Annotated in this window: 15 protein-coding genes; 11 read left to right on the top strand and 4 right to left on the bottom strand. The window is 53.7% G+C overall.

The window, feature by feature from the left end; all coding sequences use genetic code 11:
- The first annotated feature begins 215 nt into the window (after positions 1 to 215).
- Entirely contained in the window at positions 216 to 584 is a 369-nt protein-coding gene (locus tag JUF11_RS02190; RefSeq protein ID WP_125582299.1) for a YlbF family regulator, read from the top strand.
- 96 nt (positions 585 to 680) lie between these two features.
- Positions 681 to 1,658, top strand: a complete 978-nt coding sequence (locus JUF11_RS02185; protein ID WP_125582301.1) for a 3'-5' exoribonuclease YhaM family protein — start codon at positions 681 to 683, stop codon at positions 1,656 to 1,658.
- Between the two features lie 113 nt (positions 1,659 to 1,771).
- Here JUF11_RS02185 and JUF11_RS02180 read toward each other — a convergent pair whose 3' ends face one another.
- The 3 genes from JUF11_RS02180 to JUF11_RS02170 all read right to left on the bottom strand — a co-directional run bounded on the left by JUF11_RS02180 (position 1,772) and on the right by JUF11_RS02170 (position 3,587).
- Positions 1,772 to 2,683: a peptidylprolyl isomerase gene (locus JUF11_RS02180; RefSeq protein ID WP_204118109.1), complete on the bottom strand. Its 912-nt coding sequence runs from the start codon at positions 2,681 to 2,683 to the stop codon at positions 1,772 to 1,774.
- A gap of 101 nt (positions 2,684 to 2,784) precedes the next feature.
- The gene (locus JUF11_RS02175; RefSeq protein ID WP_125582304.1) at positions 2,785 to 3,156 is read right to left on the bottom strand and encodes a YtxH domain-containing protein; all 372 of its coding nucleotides are present in this window, start codon (positions 3,154 to 3,156) and stop codon (positions 2,785 to 2,787) included.
- Positions 3,156 to 3,587 carry an HIT family protein gene (locus JUF11_RS02170; protein ID WP_204118108.1) on the bottom strand — a complete coding sequence of 144 codons (432 nt, stop codon included), beginning with the start codon at positions 3,585 to 3,587 and terminating at the stop codon, positions 3,156 to 3,158. The genes JUF11_RS02175 and JUF11_RS02170 overlap by 1 nt, the downstream gene beginning before the upstream one ends.
- Positions 3,588 to 3,672: 85 nt before the next feature.
- On the opposite strand from JUF11_RS02170, the gene JUF11_RS02165 reads away from it, so the two are divergent.
- The 4 genes from JUF11_RS02165 to trmB all read left to right on the top strand — a co-directional run bounded on the left by JUF11_RS02165 (position 3,673) and on the right by trmB (position 7,231).
- A complete protein-coding gene (locus JUF11_RS02165; RefSeq protein ID WP_204118107.1) occupies positions 3,673 to 4,401 on the top strand; it encodes an ABC transporter ATP-binding protein in 729 nt (242 codons plus the stop codon).
- Between the two features lie 2 nt (positions 4,402 to 4,403).
- Complete coding sequence (locus JUF11_RS02160) at positions 4,404 to 5,606, top strand: ABC transporter permease (RefSeq protein ID WP_204118106.1); 1,203 nt, start codon at positions 4,404 to 4,406, stop codon at positions 5,604 to 5,606.
- Between the two features lie 138 nt (positions 5,607 to 5,744).
- Positions 5,745 to 6,512, top strand: a complete 768-nt coding sequence (locus JUF11_RS02155; protein WP_236000368.1) for a phosphotransferase family protein — start codon at positions 5,745 to 5,747, stop codon at positions 6,510 to 6,512.
- 71 nt (positions 6,513 to 6,583) lie between these two features.
- Positions 6,584 to 7,231, top strand: a complete 648-nt coding sequence (gene trmB / locus JUF11_RS02150) for a tRNA (guanosine(46)-N7)-methyltransferase TrmB (RefSeq protein WP_204118105.1) — start codon at positions 6,584 to 6,586, stop codon at positions 7,229 to 7,231.
- Here the strand turns inward: trmB and JUF11_RS02145 are convergent.
- Positions 7,228 to 7,536 (bottom strand): hypothetical protein, encoded by a 309-nt coding sequence (locus tag JUF11_RS02145; RefSeq protein WP_204118104.1) that lies wholly within the window; start codon positions 7,534 to 7,536, stop codon positions 7,228 to 7,230. The genes trmB and JUF11_RS02145 overlap by 4 nt on opposite strands.
- Before the next feature lie 114 nt (positions 7,537 to 7,650).
- On the opposite strand from JUF11_RS02145, the gene JUF11_RS02140 reads away from it, so the two are divergent.
- The 5 genes from JUF11_RS02140 (at position 7,651) to JUF11_RS02120 (ending at position 13,142) form a co-directional block, all read left to right on the top strand.
- Complete coding sequence (locus JUF11_RS02140; RefSeq protein ID WP_125582316.1) at positions 7,651 to 7,971, top strand: thioredoxin family protein; 321 nt, start codon at positions 7,651 to 7,653, stop codon at positions 7,969 to 7,971.
- Position 7,972: 1 nt separating this feature from the next.
- Positions 7,973 to 8,623 (top strand): YtpR family tRNA-binding protein, encoded by a 651-nt coding sequence (gene ytpR, locus JUF11_RS02135; protein ID WP_204118103.1) that lies wholly within the window; start codon positions 7,973 to 7,975, stop codon positions 8,621 to 8,623.
- Positions 8,624 to 8,747: 124 nt separating this feature from the next.
- Positions 8,748 to 11,024 (top strand): DNA translocase FtsK, encoded by a 2,277-nt coding sequence (locus JUF11_RS02130; protein ID WP_204118102.1) that lies wholly within the window; start codon positions 8,748 to 8,750, stop codon positions 11,022 to 11,024.
- Between the two features lie 24 nt (positions 11,025 to 11,048).
- Positions 11,049 to 12,353, top strand: coding sequence for a UDP-N-acetylmuramate--L-alanine ligase (gene murC / locus JUF11_RS02125; protein ID WP_204118101.1), 1,305 nt, complete (start codon positions 11,049 to 11,051; stop codon positions 12,351 to 12,353).
- A 78-nt stretch (positions 12,354 to 12,431) separates the two neighbouring features.
- Positions 12,432 to 13,142: a Bax inhibitor-1/YccA family protein gene (locus JUF11_RS02120; protein ID WP_204118100.1), complete on the top strand. Its 711-nt coding sequence runs from the start codon at positions 12,432 to 12,434 to the stop codon at positions 13,140 to 13,142.
- Positions 13,143 to 13,303: the final 161 nt, after the last annotated feature.

The following is a 13,303-nucleotide window of genomic DNA, read 5'->3' as shown; positions in this document are numbered from 1 at the left end:
CCGGCGGGTTTCCGGCTTAGAACAAGCCGCGACTTTGAGACTCGCAGAGGCTCAAAGCGCTGGCCACCACGTTCCAGCCCTTACCGGCGGAAGCACCCGGCCCGACCGTATGATCAACTCTGCGGTGAATGACAATTGCCCAAACCATCTTGGGCAGGTACAATGGAAAGACGAAGGCGCTTGCGCCGGTTCATAAAAATTGAAAGAGGTGCCTCATGGCAAACGTATACGATACCGCTAATCAACTGGCTGCTGATCTGAAGCAAAGCCAACAATTCCAAGACTTGAAAAAGAGTTACGACATGCTCAAGCTTGATCCAGTTGGCTTTGCCTTGTTCCAGCAATTCCAAAACCTGCAAATGACGCTGCAACAAAAGCAAATGCAAGGCCAGGAAATCAGCCAGGATGATGTGAAGCCGCTTCAAGACCTGTCCGAAAAGATGCAAAACATCGACGCCATCAAGGACTTGATGGCTAAAGAACAAGGCTTGTCTACGGTGATGGATGACATCAACCGCATCATTGCCCAACCGATTAGCGAAATCTATCAAGGCGAAGGCGCAGACACGCCAGCCGAGAAATAAGCAGCAAGCAAGAAGCGTCCAGGGTGGCGCTTCTTTTGCTTTGGCGCCGAGACTGGTACACTAAAGGCAACAGACACACAGATGGAAGGGTAAACAATGGCAAAACAAATTTTCGACTATGCCAATGGCGCCGAGCTGAAGTTGCCGGTGCTGGTCAAAGGCGCTGAAGTCCGCGTCGCCAAAAACGGCAAGAAGTTCATCGCATTCACATTCCAAGATCCTTCAGGCCACATCACCGCCAAGTTTTGGGACGCGTCAGAAGACGACATTGCCCAATACCAGCCAGGCGTGGTGGTGCTGCTGTCGGGGAAGCGCGAGCTGTACCAAGGCAAGCCGCAACTGAAAATCTATACCTTGCGTCTGGCAACGCAGGAAGAAGGCAATGATCCCGCCAACTTTGTCGAACATGCCCCAGAAAGCCAGGCTGATATGGGAGAAGAGCTGAATGACTTTATCTTCCAAATCACCAATGCCAACTGGAATCGCATTGTGCGGCGGCTGCTGGCTGATCACAAGCAGCAGTTTCTGACGTATCCGGCGGCCAAGTCTAATCACCATGCCTTTGCTGGCGGCTTGGCGTTTCACACGTTGAGCATTTTGCGCCTGGCCAAAAGCGTGGCCGGCCAATACAGCCAGGTCAACAAGTCGCTGCTGTATGCCGGCGCGATTTTGCATGATTTAGGCAAAACTATGGAGCTTACTGGGCCGGTATCGACCGAGTACACCATGGAAGGTAATATGATTGGCCATATTGTCCTAGTGGATGAAGCTATCGTCGAAGCCGCTCAAAGTCTGAAAATCGACATCCATGCGGAAGATATGATCATGCTACGGCATATGATTTTGTCCCATCACGGCTTGCTAGAGTATGGCTCACCAGTCCGGCCAGAACTGCTCGAAGCCCAGATTCTGCATGATCTCGATGAGCTGGATGCTAGCATCAATATGCTGTCAACGGCGTATCAGCATGTTGATCCCGGCACCTTCACCGAGCGGTTATTCGGGATGGATAACCGCCGCTTCTACCGGCCAACCAATGGCCAGACTTATCCTGATCCCAGTGCGGAGCGGTAACCCAATTACCATATTCAAATAACCGCCAAAGCTGAGCCATGCTGCTCAGCTTTTTTGAATCTGAGGACAAAAAAAGCACGGCCAAAGTGGCCGTGCTGGAATTGCTTGAGTGATTACTTGGAGCTTGAGCTGGAGCCAAGGTAGACAGACAGGACGTTCTTAAGATCGGAGTCCTTGATGTTGACGTCGGCTTTGGTCAGCACTTTCTTGATGACGCCGGTCATGATGGTTTCATCACTTTCCCAGGTCTTGTAGAGCTGGTCGGTGAGGTCCTTCTTATGATCGCTCATCTTGCCTTTAGCCGGCACTTTGATGGCGCGGATGATGTGGTAGCCATAGCTCGTTTTAACGGCGGTGGTGGTGAAGTCGCCGGCTTTCTTCAGCTTGAAGGCGGCTGCCTTGAAGGTGGAGTCGAGCTGCGTGTCGGTGTTGTCAAAGGCGGCCAGCTTACCAGCAGTGGAAGCCGTCGCGGTATCGGTTGAGTACTGCTTGGCTAACTTCTTGAAATTAGCTTCGGTGTTGTCCTTTTGCAGGGCCGCGATCACTTCTTTAGCGGTATCTTCCTTAGCCACCAAGATGTGCTGAACCGTGATTTTTGGTTCATACTTCTTCCACTGCTTCTTCAGTTGCGCTTCGGTTGGCTTCTTTTGCGCCTTGAGGGCGGCTTCAGAGAGCAGGGAGGTCTTGATTTGGGCCTTGAAGGACTTTTCCGTCAAACTGTTTTGGCTCAATGCGGCGGCAAAGTCTTGGCCGGCATCCGTGTACTGTTTCTTGACGCTGTTGTATTGCTTGTTGACGGCAGCATCGGAAACTTTCTTGCCGTATTGCTGTTCGAGCGCCTTTTCAACGATCATGTTCCGCAAGGTAGCTTCACCACCGGTGCTGGAAGTCTTCATTTCGTTGTAAAATTCGTCCTTGGTGATCTTGGTGCCTTTCATGTTAGCAACCGTTTCGCTACCACTTGAGCAACCGGCTAATGACACAGCCAGTAAAATACCAGCGATGCCGGCGATCCACTTTTTCATACTGTACAGCCCACTTTCGATTTGTAATTTTGGTGCAACACTTTGTCTAATATACCACAATGCTTAAAGGCTCGAAGGGATTTCACAGAACCTTCATAATTTCAGTTTTGTACTGGTTCAACGGGTTTGGGGTCAGCCGCAGCCGCATTGATGTCATCCATGGCCTCAGCAATCGTGTCCAAATGCGCCTGCATCGCTTTGGTGTGGGCCTCGGTTTGGAAGGCAAAATCCGTGGCACTATCGGTGATGTCTTTTAAGTTCGGCGCCAGGGTGGTTTGGATCTCCTGTTTCAAGTCGCTTAGCGCATGGCCAAAGCGGGTGACGGCATGTTGGACGTCAGTGGTAGCATGGGTCAAATCATCCGAGTAGGTGACCATGCTTTGCAAGCGCTGGGGGCCAGTTTTTTTGGCGGTCAACAAGCCGTATGCAACGCCGGCGATCGCGCCGAGCAGAAAACCAGTTTTGAATTTCATCAAGCTTCAATCCTTTCGTGAATGGCAGCGGCGATGGCCTGCAGCTGCTTTGTGTCGTATTGGTCGGTGTGATCGCCAAAATGAATCGAAAAATCATCTTGGCCAGAGTAGCGCGGCAGCAGGTGAATATGGGAATGGAAGACGCTTTGATAAGCCACAGTCCCATTGTTGTTCATGATATTCATGCCGACAATCCGCGGGTCGCTGGCCTTGATGGCCTTGGCGATTTTAGGCACGCGGGAGAACACCGCGGCGGCCAGGTCGGCATCATAAGCAAAAATGTCTGGTACGTGCACCTTAGGCACTAGCAGCGTGTGGCCCGGGGTCACTTGAGAGATATCAAGGAACGCTTTGACCACGTCATCCTCATAGACAGTGACGCTGGGAATGTCTCCTGCGATGATTTTGCAAAAAATACAGTCTTCAGCCATGGTGTTTTCCCTCTTTCGTAAACGTTTCGGTTATTTCCATGCTATCATAAAATCAAGTAAAAAGTAGCGGAAAGAGGACAGGCTTATGACATTGGCTTTGGAGAACGTGACCGGTGGTTATGGCAATTTGCCGGTGATCAAGAATTTGAGTTTTGAAGTACCGGATGGCCAAATTGTCGGCCTGATTGGGCTCAATGGGGCAGGCAAGTCCACCACCATCAAGCACATTATCGGGCTGCTCACGCCGATGCAAGGGGCCATCAAAATCGATGGCCAAACCTTGGCCGAGGCGCCTGAAGCTTACCGCCAGGCGATTGCTTATGTGCCTGAAACCCCGGTGCTCTACCCGGAATTGACCCTGAAAGAGCACCTAGAGCTGACCATGATGGCCTACGACCTCGATGCTAAAACCACCTGGCCGCGGGTCAATGAAATGCTCGAACAGTTCCGCTTAGCCAATAAGCTCGATTGGTTCCCCGCCAACTTCTCTAAAGGGATGAAGCAAAAGGTGATGATTGTGGCCGCGTTTATGACCAATGCCCGGCTTTATATCATTGATGAACCATTTACTGGGCTGGATCCGCTGGCTGTGCATGATTTGCTGGACCTGGTGGCGCTAAAAAAGCAGGCGGGGGCTGCGGTGTTGATGTCGACCCATATTTTGGCGACGGCTCAGCAGTATGCAGATCAGTTTGTCCTGTTGAACAATGGTCAAGTCCGGGCCACCGGCGATTTGACGAGCTTGCAAACGCAATTCAACTTGGCTGATGCTGACCTTGATGCCATTTACATGGCCATGACGAGGGAGGCATAAGCATGGGCACATTGTGGCGCACGCGCTTGCGGCAACATCAAAAACAACAATTTAAATATCTGCAGCTTGTCTTCAATGACCATTTTGTGCTGGTGCTGGTGATTCTGGTGGGTGCATTGCTGTACGGCTATAGCCAGCTGGTGAAAACCCTGGTACCGGCTTGGTGGCTGCGGCCGCTGCTGGCGCTGATTTTAACGGCGCTCTTGAGCTTCGGCCAGCTAGCCACGCTGGTCGCGCCGGCTGATGGCACGTTCTTGTTGCCTCAGACCTCGGCTTTTGCCAAATTTCTGTTTAAGGCGCGCCGGTATAGCCTCCTGCTGCCAAGTGTGGTGCTGGCATTAGGGGCGCTGGCGAGCGTGCCGCTACTGGCGGTACTGAAGATTGACCCGCTCAGTGGCGGGCTCACGTTGGCCGCGGCTTTAATCATCTTCAAGGACAGCGATTTGTGGGTGGCACTGATCAGATCTTACCAAGGGGCTTGCCCAATCTGGCTAAGACGCGTGAGCTTGCTGGCGGTGGCCTTCGTCAGTGTGACGGGGTCGCTGTATTGGCATCCGGCCTTGGCGATGGTGGTGGCTTTGGCGCTGGATTTGACTTTGCGCTGGCGCATTGGCGAGCACTTTGCGCCGGAGCGGCTGGACTGGCTGACCTTGATTGCCAATGAAGGCAAACGGATGGATCGGTTGTATCGCTTCTACAATTTGTTTACCGATGTGCCCGGGCTGAGTGGTGGCGTGCGGCGCCGGCGGTGGCTGGATGGGATTGCCAAGCTCATTCGCCCCAACCATCGCCACACCTGGGCGTATCTGTACTGGCGAGGCTTTTTGCGGCAAACCACGTATCTGGGCCTTTACGTGCGGCTGGCAATTGTGGGCGCGGCGGTGCTGATGTTGCTGAAGATTTGGTGGCTGGCTGGTTTGGTTGGCATTTTGTTTGTTTACTTGGTCGGCTTTCAGTTGCTGCCGCTGGCTGGGGCTTACGATGAAAATGTCTTCGCGCAGCTATATCCAGTGCCTGCGACGCAGCGGCCGCGGGCGTTCCAGCATCTGACTGGGGTGCTGCTCGGCATTTTGGCAGTGCTGCTTGCAGTGGGACCGGCGCTGATGGGCCGATGGCTGATTGCTGGCCTGGTTTTGGCTTGCGGTGCGGTGTTTGCGGGCGGTTTTACTTACTGGTACGTGCCATGGCGATTGCAGCGCCACTAAAAAGCGCTGGCCAGCCGGTAAGGGCTTGACGCCAGTGTAGGGCCTTGGGTAAGATGAGGTATCTGATGATTCGGTCCCCGATTTTGGGGAAATTTTGGCCTTTGCTACAGGGAGCAGGGCCCAAGGAGGCGGCGGGCATTGTTTGATTTGGAACCAGGATGGTCGCTTGAGCCCATCGGTGGTACGACCGGCGGCGCCTTCATGGGCGTTTATGCCCATGAGAAATTCTTTTTAAAACGCAATGCGTCCCCCTTTTTGGCGGCCTTATCGGTTGAGGGCATTACCCCGAAACTGATTTGGACCAAACGCATGGCTACCGGTGATATTCTCACTGCTCAAGATTGGGTTAATGGGCAAACGCTCAGTCGTGCCCAAATGAATTCGGCGATAGTGGCCAAATTACTGGCTAAGGTGCATAATTCGGTGCTGCTGCGGCGGATGCTCCGCAAAGTCGGCGGCCGCCCGCAAACGCCAAAGCAGCTGGTGGATCACTATTTGGCCAATTTGGCCCCGGAGTTGCGCCAGCATCCACTGGTGCAAACCACAATTGCAGCTTTGCATCACTTGCCGCCAGTCGCGAGTGACCTGCGGGTGTGCCACGGTGACCTCAACCACAAAAACTGGCTCTTATCCGACTCCCAGCAGCTTTACCTGGTCGACTGGGACCAAGCGAGCCTTGGCGATATCGCTTTTGATCTCAGTGTGGTGCTGATTAATTATGTGCCGCGCGGGGAGTGGTCCCAATGGCTCGCCGCTTATGGCTGCGAACTGACCGACGATTTACTGGCCCGCATCACCTGGTACGGCGAACTGCACTTGCTGCATGAGGTTAATCAGCAGCTTGGCCAGCAGCGCTACACCGAAATGAACCAGGCCCTGCGCCAGTTGCAACAACTGATGGAATAGACGAACGGACCCGAGCCAAATGCTCGGGTCCGCTTCATGTCGAGGCAAGATTAAAGGAGATTAACGATTTTATGCGATTAAGAAACAAACCTTGGGCAGCGCCGCTGATTGCCGCCAATCCGGACCTGATCAGTGTGCGGCCGGTTGACATGGCCGGTAAATGGCAGGCCAAGTTCAGCCAGCAGCAGCCACTTTATCTAGAAGTGGGCTCTGGCAAGGGTCAGTTTATTATCGAAATGGCCAAAGCCCATCCTGACCGCAACTATATTGCTTTAGAAATTCAGGAAGTGGCGATTGCGTACATCCTGCGCAAACAGGTCGCCTTGCAGTTGCCAAATCTGCACCTGGTGTTAGGGGATGGGGCAGATTTAACGGACTATTTTGCGCCCGCCGAAGTGGCCGGGTTGTTCTTGAATTTCTCCGATCCCTGGCCCAAGTCGCGGCACGAAAAACGGCGCCTGACTTATCGCCACTTTTTGCAGCAGTATCAAGCCATTATGGCACCGAACGGGATTTTGCAATTCAAAACCGATAATCAAGGCCTGTTCGAGTTCTCACTGGTCAGCATGAACAATTATGGTATGGTGTTTGACTTGGTGGCGCTTGATCTGCATCACGATCCGCGGGTCACGGATAACATTGAAACCGAGTATGAGCACAAGTTCAGTAGCCAAGGCGGGCGCATCTACGAACTGGTCGCCCGGTTTCCCCAGGCTTAACGCTCAGCGCGGTTGAGGCTGAGAATGGTGCCCGATTCACTGACCTGGAAGCGATAGATGTCATGGTCGGTGGTGACACCCCCGCGGTAACTGGCGACGATTTTGCCTGCGACCAGCGCGGCTTCCGGGGCCATCGTCATCCAGCCGCCGGTGATTTGGGCGGGCTCGACGATGACCGGTTTGATTTGGTTAAACAGCCGATTTGGTAGCAGGCGGTGCCAGTACAGGTGATTAAGCGCCTGTGCGCCGAGGCCAACCAAAGTGGCCGTCGCCACAAATGCTAGGGCTTGATGCGATTTTTTCATAAGGCAAGGCTCCTTCTTGTTTTCTTCAGTATAGCGGAAACTGAGCAGAAGGGCATTGCAAATTGGCTGGTAACGCCGTATAATTTCCTTATTAAAAGTTAGTAGGAGGCAAACATGAAAGAGTTTAGTTCAGACGCAGAAATCTTGACCGCAGCTAAGGCTGACGGCAAGCAAATGTTGTTCTTCACCGCCGGCTGGTGCCCAGATTGCGCCTTTATCAAACCGGCTATGCCTGAGATTGAAGCAGATTATCCAGACTATACCTTTATCAAAGTGGACCGCGATGATAATATTAAGGTCGCGCAAGAAATGGGCGTCATGGGAATCCCAAGTTTCATTGCCTTTGAAAACGGCAAGGAAATCGGACGGTTTGTGAACAAAGACCGCAAGACCAAGCAGCAGGTCGAAGACTTCATCACGGGATTGCCAGCCTAAAATGTTGCAGGGAGGCAATTTTTTGATCACCACGTATAACAAACCAGCACTGGGCGATACTCTGATTGTGGTATTGGCTCAAGATACGGCTGAGGAAACCACCAAACAAGCTAACGGCATCACCGGCATTTATGATGCCCAAGGCGAGGCCATTGGCTTCAACTTTTTCGACGTGGCGCGCTTCACGCCGGTTGAAGGTCAAGGTCAGGTCCACTTAACCGTTGACCAAATCAAGGAATTGAACCAGGCCATCGTAGCGGCCGGTCTTACCGGTGCACTGCCATTAGCAGAGACGCCGAAATTCGTGATTGGTAAAATCATTGATTTTCAGCCGCATCCCAAGTCTGATCACTTGCATGTGACCCAAGTGGACTTCGGCACCCATCAGGAGCAAATCGTCTGCGGCGCGCCGAACGCGGCTTTGGGCCAAACGGTGGTGGCGGCTTTGCCTGGCGCCATGATGCCCGATGGTAAAATCATCTGGCCGGGGGAATTGCTTGGCGTGCCAAGTTTTGGCATGCTGTGCGCGGCGCGAGAACTCGCCATTCCTGGGGCACCAGCGGCCCGCGGCATTTTGATCATGCCAGACGACCTTGCCGCTGGCAGCGAATTTGATTTCAAACAAGCAGAAGCAGTGGTTGCTGCTTCCTAACCACTTCGACTCGAGCAATCGAGTCTTTTTTTGGCTAAAAATTGCGGTTTTTGCTGGTGGGGCTAAGCATTCGGGCGGGCCTATGCTAAAATGAAAACAGCATGAAAAAGAGAGGAAGCGGACTATGCCGCATTATGATGGGCCTGCTTTTAACCGCAGCCACCACCCGCATTCAGAATACCAAGCAGCCAAGCCGGCACATCGGCCCACTGCGCCAGCGGCAGTCGCACCTGCGTATCAAGTCGATCCCTTTGACGCTTTGCAGACGCCGGCGAGCGTGGCGACCCGGCGCCAGCATCAGGTTGACTATGAACAAATTCGTGTCCAACTCGCCGTGGATCCCGCCCAGCTTTACGTCCTGGCAACACCAGATGATCAAACGCCTTGGGCCACTGATCAAACACTGCCTCAGGCTGAACCGACGCTCAATGCGCCTGAAACTCCGGTCGTTGATGCCTTGCCTGCTCAGCCTGAACCGGCCGCTGCCACTGAAATGAGCACCGGAGCAGCTAAGCCAACGGTGTCATCAGTGGCTACTGATCTAACTGACGATGAGTCAGAAGCAATTACGCCGCAATCAACGTCTGAAGCAGCTTCAAGCTCGCCAGTACCGCAGTTGACCACTGCCAGCGATGCCGCGCAAGCCGACCTCGATGCGCAAATCAGTGCCAATGCTGCGGCAGAAAGTACCGAAGACCAGCGCCCAGCTACCGTGACGGAACTGGTGGCAAAAGCCAAGCCGGAGCAGGCGGCCCAGCCGCGGCACCACGGCACTAGACCTAATCCTTTTGCGGTGCGTGCCTCAGTGCGTGATTACCTGAAGATGAAGAAAGCGGCCGCTAAAGCTGCCAAGGAAAACCCACCAGCCGACCAGGTGATAGACGCTAAACCGCTGCCGTCACAGCCGGTCCGGCGCCAGGCCGCACCGGTAGCGCCAGTGGCGGCCGAAACGGCAGCAGCGACGCCAGTGGCATCATCGACGGCGGCTTACCAGCTGCCACCGCTTAGCTTGTTGAGTGACCCGGTGCGCCAAGACACCAGTGAGCAGCAGACCTGGGTCGCCCAGCAAACCGAAACGCTGAATGCGGCCTTGGCTTCATTCAACGTGGAGGCCCAGGTGGTCGCCAGCACCGTCGGGCCAACTGTCACCCAGTTTCAGATCAAGCTGGCGCCAGGGGTGAAGGTGAACAAAATCACCAATCTCACCGATGATTTGAAGCTGGCGTTAGCCGCTAAGGACATTCGCATTGAAGCGCCGATACCTGGCAAGAGCACGGTCGGGATTGAAATTCCTAACCGCAAGCCACGCCCGGTGATGCTCAAAGAGGTGCTTGCCGCGCCGGCGTTCCAAACCGCGACCTCACCGCTCACTATCGCTTTAGGGGTGGACCTGTTCGGTAAACCCGTGGTGACCAACCTCGCGAAAATGCCGCATGGCTTAATTGCTGGGGCCACCGGGGCTGGGAAGTCGGTTTTCATCAACAGTCTGATTACCTCGTTGCTCTACAAAGCAACGCCGCGGCAAGTACGACTGCTACTGATCGACCCGAAAGCCGTGGAGCTCGCGGTTTATAATGGGCTACCGCATTTGGTCGCCCCAGTGGTTTCAGATTCTAAAGCCGCCTCCGCCGCCTTGAAGTGGGCGGTAGGCGAAATGGAAGCCCGCTACGAAAAAATGGCAGCAGCCAATGTCCGCAGCTTGGCGCAATTCAATGATAAGGCCCGCGCGCACGGCGATGACGCCGCGGTCATGCCAAGCATTGTCATCATTATCGATGAATTGGCCGATCTCATGATGGTAGCGGCGAGTGAAGTGCAAGATTACATCGCGCGCATCACCGCCAAGGCCCGGGCGGCAGGGATCCATTTGATTGTGGCCACCCAGCGGCCGAGTGTGGATGTGATTACCGGTACCATCAAGAACAACATTCCGACGCGGATCGCGTTTATGGTGGCCAGCCAGGTCGACTCGCGGACCATCATCGACCATGCCGGGGCCGAAACCTTGCTCGGCCGAGGCGACATGTTGTTCTTGGGCAACGGGGCCAGCCAGCCCATTCGCCTGCAAGGCACGTTTATCGACCGGGAGCTGGATGCGATCACGGATTTTGTCCGCAGCCAGCAGCCGCCGCAATATCTGTTTGACCCCAGCCGTCTGGTGGCTAAGGCCCAGGCGATTGAGGCGCAAGACGAGTTGTTCCCGCAAGTGCTGAGTTACGTGGCCAGCGAGCAAACCGTGTCCACATCACAGTTACAGCGTAAGTTTGCCATTGGCTACAACCGCGCCGCGAAGTTGATCGATGAGCTGGAGATGCGACACTATGTTTCACCCGCCAATGGTTCCAAACCGCGGGATGTTTATCTTAACAAAGAAGATTTGCCCCAGCCGCAGCCGCGGTAGGGCTTAAATGAAAGAGGCTACATGATGACAGAGGAAATTGACTACTTTATTGGTATCAAAGGTTCAGGCATGAGCGCGCTGGCGCTGATTTTGCATGATTTGGGTCACCAAGTCCTAGGCTCAGATATTACGCAGTACACTTTTACCCAAAAAGGGCTGGAAGCCGCGGGCATCGAGACCTTGCCGTTTGATGCGGCGAATATCAAGCCCGGCTACACGATTATCTGTGGTAATAGCTTCACGGATGAACATCCCGAAGTGAAAGCCGCTAAGGCGCTGGGCCTCAAGTTCTACCGTTATCATGAATACCTCGGCGAACTGCTGAGTCATTACACCAGCATTGGGGTCGCCGGTGCACATGGCAAAACCAGCACCACCGGTTTGCTGGCGCACACTTTAAGTGGCATCGACAAAACCAGTTATTTGATTGGTGACGGCACCGGCAAAGGCACGCCAGATTCCAAATTCTTCGTGTTTGAAGCCGACGAATATCGCCGTCACTTCCTAGCTTACAGCCCGGATTATCTGATTATGACCAATATCGACTTCGATCACCCCGATTATTACACCGGCATCGAAGACGTGTATGACGCCTTTGAAACCGAAGGCAAGCAGGTCAAAAAGGCCATTTTTGCCTGGGGCGATGATCCTTGGCTGCGCAAGCTGGATGTCAAGGTGCCGGTTTACTACTACGGCGAATCCGACCAGGATGATTACCAAGCGAAAAACATCAAGCGCACCCCGGAAGGTTCCAGCTTTGATGCTTATCACAAAGACCAGCTCTTGGGCCATTTCTTCGTGCCGCTGTTCGGTGAACACAGTGTGCTGAATGCCTTAGCCGTGGTGGCAGTGAGCGATGCGGAAGGCTTGAATCCTGACTATATTGCCCGTGAACTGGCGAGTTTCTCTGGCGTTAAGCGCCGCTTCTCGGAAACCGACCTCAACGGCACCGTCATCATTGATGATTACGCGCACCATCCAAATGAAATCAAGGCAACCCTGGATGCGGCCCGCCAGAAGTTCCCAGATCGCGAATTGGTAGCGGTGTTCCAGCCGCACACTTATTCGCGCACGATTGCTTACCTGGACGATTTTGCCCAAGTGCTGAGTCAAGCCGATGCGGTTTATGTGACCCCAATCTTCAGCTCCGCCCGCGAAACATCGGGTTCGGTTAGCGCCGAGGATGTGGTGGCGAAACTGAAAAACGGCGGTGAAGTGCTGCACGAAGACGATATGACGTCGCTGCTGAAGCACAAAAACGCGGCGATTGTTTTCATGGGCGCCGGGGACGTGCAGAAATATGAGCGTGCTTTTGAGGCAAAACTCTAATATCCGCCTAAAGTCTTAGCCAGAGATTTGTTATCTTTGGTATACTGAAAAGCAAAGATTCATGAAAGGAATGATCTCATGCAAGAACGACGCGTCGTGAATGACACCGGCTTGGTCGGGTTCTTCAATCGAGTTTACAGTGTGATGGGCTCCGGGTTGCTGCTGACCGCTGCGATTTCTTACTTGCTCGGCACTGTTTTTTATAATCAATATGCCAACTTTGTGGCGAATCACACCTTTATGTTTTACATCTTGCTGTTTTTGCCGCTGTTCTTGTCCATGGGGGTCAATAGCCGCCGGGCACAGGCCAACGCCGGTTACGCCGGGCTGATGTTTTATCTCATCTCCGCCTGCTATGGGACGACCTTTACCGTGATTTTGATCCAGTATCAAAGTTCAATCGTGGCGATTTCATTTTTGACCACCGCGGTAATTTTCCTCACCATGTCGGTGGTGGGCCGCATTACGAAGCAAGATTTGAGTCGTGCCGGCGTGATTGCCACCTCCGCTTTGATCGGGGTGATCCTGCTGTCAGTGATTAACTTCTTCATGCAGTCCTCAGGCTTGCAACTGATTCTAAGCTACGCGATTTTGGTCATTTTCATCGTGTTGACGGCGTTTGATACCCAAAAGCTCAAGACGATTTACATGTCTGCCAACCAAGAAGGCGGCTATGTGGTGAATACCAACACGCTGGCGATTCAAGGGGCCTTGGCTTTGTACCTCGACTTCCTGAACATCTTCCTGGTGGTGCTCCGCTTGTTCGGAGGCAGCTCCAGCCGCGACTAAATCACACTTACCTGGCTTCCTCGATGAGAGGGGCCAGGTTTTTGATTCCAGTGAAAGCATACAACCTGAACAGGAGCCTCTAGTTGGCTCCGCAGGGCCAACGCTGGAGTGGCTAGCTACGCCCAAAGCCTCACCGCCAAAAAGCGGCGGTAATGCTTTGA

Source organism: Lacticaseibacillus suilingensis, from assembly GCF_016861845.1.
GTDB classification, from domain to species: Bacteria; Bacillota; Bacilli; order Lactobacillales; family Lactobacillaceae; genus Lacticaseibacillus; species Lacticaseibacillus suilingensis.
This window is presented reverse-complemented; position numbering and strand designations above follow the sequence as displayed.

Excerpts from the sequence above, each read along its gene's own strand:
- JUF11_RS02185 (WP_125582301.1), top strand. The coding sequence starts at position 681 with ATGGCAAAACAAATTTTCGACTATGCCAATGGCGCCGAGCTGAAGTTG.
- JUF11_RS02165 (WP_204118107.1), top strand. The coding sequence starts at position 3,673 with ATGACATTGGCTTTGGAGAACGTGACCGGTGGTTATGGCAATTTGCCG.
- JUF11_RS02180 (WP_204118109.1), bottom strand. The coding sequence starts at position 2,683 with ATGAAAAAGTGGATCGCCGGCATCGCTGGTATTTTACTGGCTGTGTCA.
- ytpR (WP_204118103.1), top strand. The coding sequence starts at position 7,973 with ATGTTGCAGGGAGGCAATTTTTTGATCACCACGTATAACAAACCAGCA.
- trmB (WP_204118105.1), top strand. The coding sequence starts at position 6,584 with ATGCGATTAAGAAACAAACCTTGGGCAGCGCCGCTGATTGCCGCCAAT.
- JUF11_RS02170 (WP_204118108.1), bottom strand. The coding sequence starts at position 3,587 with ATGGCTGAAGACTGTATTTTTTGCAAAATCATCGCAGGAGACATTCCC.
- JUF11_RS02145 (WP_204118104.1), bottom strand. The coding sequence starts at position 7,536 with ATGAAAAAATCGCATCAAGCCCTAGCATTTGTGGCGACGGCCACTTTG.
- JUF11_RS02120 (WP_204118100.1), top strand. The coding sequence starts at position 12,432 with ATGCAAGAACGACGCGTCGTGAATGACACCGGCTTGGTCGGGTTCTTC.
- JUF11_RS02140 (WP_125582316.1), top strand. The coding sequence starts at position 7,651 with ATGAAAGAGTTTAGTTCAGACGCAGAAATCTTGACCGCAGCTAAGGCT.
- JUF11_RS02190 (WP_125582299.1), top strand. The coding sequence starts at position 216 with ATGGCAAACGTATACGATACCGCTAATCAACTGGCTGCTGATCTGAAG.
- JUF11_RS02130 (WP_204118102.1), top strand. The coding sequence starts at position 8,748 with ATGCCGCATTATGATGGGCCTGCTTTTAACCGCAGCCACCACCCGCAT.
- murC (WP_204118101.1), top strand. The coding sequence starts at position 11,049 with ATGACAGAGGAAATTGACTACTTTATTGGTATCAAAGGTTCAGGCATG.
- JUF11_RS02160 (WP_204118106.1), top strand. The coding sequence starts at position 4,404 with ATGGGCACATTGTGGCGCACGCGCTTGCGGCAACATCAAAAACAACAA.
- JUF11_RS02175 (WP_125582304.1), bottom strand. The coding sequence starts at position 3,156 with ATGAAATTCAAAACTGGTTTTCTGCTCGGCGCGATCGCCGGCGTTGCA.